Origin of the sequence: Legionella tunisiensis (assembly GCF_000308315.1) — a bacterium.
GTDB lineage: Bacteria > Pseudomonadota > Gammaproteobacteria > Legionellales > Legionellaceae > Tatlockia > Tatlockia tunisiensis.
On sequence record NZ_CALJ01000135.1, the window covers coordinates 1 to 4744 of the forward strand.

The window sequence follows — 4744 nt, forward strand, 5'->3', positions numbered from 1 at the left end:
ATTAACCATGCCACCAGACGTTACTCTTTTACGTACTGTCGCGCCAGGATTAGTATGGATAGCCATGTTACTAGCTATGTTGCTAGCTTCAGTGGGGTTTTTTCAGCAGGATTACGAAGACGGTGTTGTGGAGCAATGGTTGATTTCTGGCTATCCCCTTAGTGTGATTGTGGGAGCAAAGGTTTCGGTACATTGGTTGCTTAACCTAATCCCTATGTTGATTTTTTGTCCCTTATTGGCCTTATTATTTAATTTGACTGCTTATGAAACGATAATTTTACTTCTCAGTTTGATTGTCGGTACACCGGCTATTCTTTTTCTATGTGCTCTGGCTGCTGCATTTAGTGCGGGTATGCAACAAAAAGGTGTATTGATGGCTTTGATCTTATTACCTCTTACTATCCCGGTTATGGTCTTCGGCAGCGGCAGTTTAACCGCGGTGATGCAAGGATTACCTGTCTCGGGTTATTTAGCACTCTTGCTGGCCTTATCCATTCTTGCAGTTGGTTTTTTACCTTTTGCTATTGCAGCGGTGATTCGCATTAGCCTTGCTGATTAATGCGTGGTAAAATTTCTGTTTTTTCTGATCCAATTATTCCCTATGTGGAAATTTTTATACCAAATGGCGTCGCCAAAGGCATTTTATGAACTGACCCGATCATGGCTTCGCTGTTTGGGTATCAGCGCGTTGCTTTTTCTTTTACTTGGTATGATCTGGGCTTTGGTTTTTGCACCGCCGGATTACCAGCAAGGTGATGCTTTTCGTATTATCTATGTGCATGTTCCGACAGCGTTTTTGTCGATGGCGATTTATGGTTGGATGGGATTTCTGGCAGTGCTTTTGCTAGTCTGGCGTATTAAAATGGCGGGCTTAATGCTAGGAATTGCTGCCCAAACTGGGGCAGTTATGGCTTTTCTGGCACTGCTGACGGGCAGTATCTGGGGCAAGCCTATGTGGGGAACATGGTGGATTTGGGATGCGCGATTGACCTCTGAGCTGATTTTACTGCTTTTATATCTGGCAATTTTAGCGACTGGAACGGCTTTCCAGAATAAAGAGCAGGGTGATAAAATCGTCGCTATTTTGACTTTGGTTGGTTTGGTGGATTTGCCAATCATTCATTATTCTGTTTATTGGTGGAATACTTTGCATCAAGGTGCAACTTTATCTGTTTTTGCCAAACCAAAAATCGCAAGTACGATGCTGTATCCTTTATTATTGACTCTGATTGGTTTTCCTTTTATTGTCTGTGGGTTATGTTACATAAGGCCCGTAATGAGGTAGTCTTGCGTGAGCGTAAGCAGAAGTGGGTTAGGAACCTGGTGGAGAGGGGAGAATTATGACTCAGTTTATGCACTGGCTCGCTATGGGGGGCTATTCCTCCTACATATGGTCTGCTTATGGTCTGGTAGTAGTCGTTTTGGTAATGAATATTGTTGGCCTGCGATTACAACGTGTCCGCGCCCGTAAAGTATTACAACAATGGTTTAAGAGACAGTCTTCATGAATGTTGTACGTAAGCGTAAAATACTACTGCTTTTATTTATCATTTCTATTCTCGCGTTAGTCACGGGTTTAGTGCTCTATGCATTGCGCCAGAATATCAGTTTATTTTATACCCCAACTCAGATTGCTAATGGAGAGGTTTCTAACAAACATACAATTCGCTTAGGCGGTATGGTGGTTAAAGGAAGCATTGTGCGAGCAAGTAAGGGATTGGCGGTTCAGTTTCAGCTAACTGATTTCAAGCAAACAGTCACGGTTAATTATGAAGGGATTCTACCCGATCTATTCCGTGAAGGGCAGGGGATTGTGGCTCTTGGCGAACTCGGCTCTGATGGGCAATTCAAGGCCCAGGAAGTATTAGCAAAACATGATGCTAACTATATGCCTCCAGAAGTTAAAGATGCCTTGGCTAAAGCGGCTCAACAAGGAGAGAAGAAAAGCGCATGATTGCTGAAATTGGTTTGTTTTCTCTCATATTGGCTTTGTTATTTGCTTTTTTGCTGTCGCTTATTCCTGCCTGGGGGCTTGTGCGAAACAAAGCAGACTGGATTGCTGCCGCACCCCTTTACGCAAGTGGACAGTTTGTTTTTATAGCCTTTGCCTATTGCTGCCTCACTGCTTGTTTTCTGAGTGATGATTTTTCCGTTACCTATGTATTAACTAACTCCAGTATTTCTCTCCCCTGGTTTTATAAGTTATGTGCAGTCTGGGGCGGACATGAAGGTTCGATGTTACTGTGGGTTGCCATATTAAGTGTATGGATGCTGGCAGTTAGTTTTTTAGTTCCGCCTTAGATCCAGCAATGCGTGCACGGGTCTTAGTTGTACTGGGTTGGCTGAGTGTTGGCTTCATCCTTTTTCTGCTTTCAACCTCTAATCCGTTCACGCGACAATTTCAATTGTTAGACACAGAAGGGCGTGATCTGAATCCTTTGTTGCAAGATCCAGGATTTTTATTTCATCCACCAATGCTTTATATGGGTTATGTTGGTTTTTCGGTTGCCTTTGCTTTTGCTATTGCCGCACTTTGGGTAGGGCGGGTTGAAGCGTCTTGGGCAAAGTGGACCAGACCATGGACTTTAGCTGCTTGGTGCTGTCTTACTGCAGGGATTACCTTGGGTAGCTGGTGGGCTTATCGTGAGTTAGGTTGGGGGGCTGGTGGTTTTGGGATCCCGTTGAAAATGCATCCTTTATGCCTTGGCTCGTCGGTACTGCCTTGTTGCATTCACTCGCAGTCAGTGAACAACGACAGCAATTTAAGGCTTGGACTTTATTACTGGCCATCACTGCTTTTTCACTCAGCCTTGTAGGTACTTTTTTAGTACGTTCAGGTGTATTAACCTCGGTCCATGCTTTTGCTGTTGATCCTCAAAGGGGTCTTTACATTCTATGTTTCTTATTAGTCGTGATTGGTGGTTCGCTAGCCTTATTTGCACTGCGCGCGCAAACGCTACAGCGTCGTGATAATCCCTCACCGCTTTCACGTGAGAGTGCATTACTGCTGAATAATGTCTTTCTGGCAGTGGCCATGCTTACTGTATTAATGGGGACAGTGTATCCACTACTAATTGACGGGCTTGGGTTGGGTAAGCTATCTGTTGGAGCACCTTATTTTAATTCAGTGTTTGTTCCATTGATGATTCCTTTAGTAATACTCATGGGGATTGGCGTTCATTTAAATTGGCAGCGAGATAGCTGGCAAAAATTATTGACCAAATTGCGGCTCGTATTTTTGGCCAGTTTCTTGTTGCCTCTGGGTATAGAGTTTGCTTTAGCGGGCCGTATTGATGGTTATGCGCTCTTAGGGCTAATACTTGCTTTCTGGGTAGTATTAAGCACAGTAAAACTTATTCATAGTCGTAGCAAGCAGCGGGGCCTAAGAAATCTAGGTCAAGCTTTTTGGGGAATGGTTCTTGCCCATTGCGGTGTTGCCGCGACTGTCATTGGTATTGCAATATCGAATTGTTACGGTGTTCAAGAAGATGTAAAAATGGCACCCGGTGAATCTGCATCATTGGCTGGTTATACAATTAGGTTTCTGCGGGAATCTCCTCTAGAGGGGGCCAATTATCACGGTACACAAGCTTATTTTTCGATTAGACACAAGAATAAAGTTACTGTTATCTGTCCTGAAAAACGTATTTACAATGTTGGGCAAATGGCTATGACTGAAGCAGCTATTGATGTGAATCCCTTTCGCGATATTTATATCGCTTTAGGTGAACCCCTTGATGATAAAGCCTGGTCAGTGCGTTTGTATTACAAACCCTTTGTGCGTTGGATCTGGGGGGGCGGTTTTATGATTTTAGCAGGTGGGCTACTTGCCTTGGCGGATCGTCGCTATTACCAGAAACGCCAGAAAGTAGTTAATCAAGTGCAAGAGGTTGCAGTATGAAAGCACTGTATTGGCGATTAATTCCTTTGGTTGTTTTTGTTCTGTTGGTTGTTTTTCTCTGGCGTGGTTTGGGTTTGGAACCACAGAATCTTCCCTCAGTACAGATAGGAAAAGGTTTACCGAAATTTCAATTATCAACTTTAGATCAAGATCAATTACTTACACCACAATTGATGCGTGGGCGAGTTGTTTTATTAAATGTATGGGCAAGTTGGTGTGCTGCTTGTACTGATGAGCAGGTGTTTTTGTTGCGACTTGCTCGTGAAGGGGTGCCAATTTACGGTTTGAATTACAAGGATAGTAGCGAAAATGCTAAACAATGGCTTACAGAGTGGGGCAATCCTTATCAAGCAGTTGGTGAAGATAAAACAGGGAAAGTTGCTATTGATCTAGGTGTTTATGGTGCTCCAGAGACTTTCCTTATTGATAAGAAAGGTATTATTCGTTACCGTCATGTAGGCATTCTGGACGAAAAAACCTGGCAATCCGATTTCGTGCCGCTTATGAAAATTTTGCAGGATGAAGCATAATGAGATGGAAAGTCTGTTTAAGCCTGTTCCTGGTTTCTTTGTTTTTATCTACTGGGCATGCGAATACACTTTATCCCTTGGAAACACCGAAGCAGGAAGCGCAATTTTTGCATTTATTAAAAGAGCTGCGTTGTTTAGTTTGTCAAAATCAGGACTTGGCTGACTCTCATGCAAGTCTCGCCAAAGATTTGCGTATGCAAGTGTATGAGCTGGTTAAGGATGGAAAGAGTGACAGTGAAATTATTAGTTATTTAACAGCGCGTTATGGTGATTTTATTTTATTCAAACCGCCAGTTAAACCCTTAACGGCATT

At 43.2% G+C, this 4744-nt stretch carries 6 protein-coding genes and 1 pseudogene; all 7 read left to right on the top strand.

Translation table 11 applies throughout. From position 1 onward, the window contains the following. A partial coding sequence (locus BN58_RS08875; protein ID WP_019216515.1) for a heme exporter protein CcmB occupies positions 1 to 559 on the top strand: 559 nt, incomplete at its 5' end. 63 nt (positions 560 to 622) lie between these two features. After that, on the top strand, positions 623 to 1285 hold the full coding sequence (gene ccmC / locus BN58_RS23600) for a heme ABC transporter permease CcmC (protein ID WP_232220469.1): 663 nt from the start codon (positions 623 to 625) through the stop codon (positions 1283 to 1285). 55 nt (positions 1286 to 1340) lie between these two features. Beyond that, positions 1341 to 1508: a heme exporter protein CcmD gene (gene ccmD, locus BN58_RS08885; RefSeq protein ID WP_019216517.1), complete on the top strand. Its 168-nt coding sequence runs from the start codon at positions 1341 to 1343 to the stop codon at positions 1506 to 1508. After that, the gene (gene ccmE / locus BN58_RS08890; RefSeq protein ID WP_019216518.1) at positions 1505 to 1954 is read left to right on the top strand and encodes a cytochrome c maturation protein CcmE; all 450 of its coding nucleotides are present in this window, start codon (positions 1505 to 1507) and stop codon (positions 1952 to 1954) included. The genes ccmD and ccmE overlap by 4 nt, the downstream gene beginning before the upstream one ends. Continuing rightward, a pseudogene (locus BN58_RS23605) lies at positions 1951 to 3901 on the top strand (heme lyase CcmF/NrfE family subunit). Before ccmE ends, BN58_RS23605 begins: the two are co-directional and overlap by 4 nt. After that, positions 3898 to 4431, top strand: a complete 534-nt coding sequence (locus BN58_RS08900) for a DsbE family thiol:disulfide interchange protein (RefSeq protein WP_019216519.1) — start codon at positions 3898 to 3900, stop codon at positions 4429 to 4431. The pseudogene BN58_RS23605 and the gene BN58_RS08900 overlap by 4 nt, the downstream one beginning before the upstream one ends. Further along, a partial coding sequence (locus BN58_RS08905; protein WP_019216520.1) for a cytochrome c-type biogenesis protein occupies positions 4431 to 4744 on the top strand: 314 nt, incomplete at its 3' end. The genes BN58_RS08900 and BN58_RS08905, both read left to right, overlap by 1 nt.

Bases quoted from the DNA above. Each gene is read 5' to 3' on its own strand.
- ccmD (WP_019216517.1), top strand. From the start codon at position 1,341: ATGACTCAGTTTATGCACTGGCTCGCTATGGGGGGCTATTCCTCCTAC.
- ccmE (WP_019216518.1), top strand. From the start codon at position 1,505: ATGAATGTTGTACGTAAGCGTAAAATACTACTGCTTTTATTTATCATT.
- ccmC (WP_232220469.1), top strand. From the start codon at position 623: ATGGCGTCGCCAAAGGCATTTTATGAACTGACCCGATCATGGCTTCGC.
- BN58_RS08900 (WP_019216519.1), top strand. From the start codon at position 3,898: ATGAAAGCACTGTATTGGCGATTAATTCCTTTGGTTGTTTTTGTTCTG.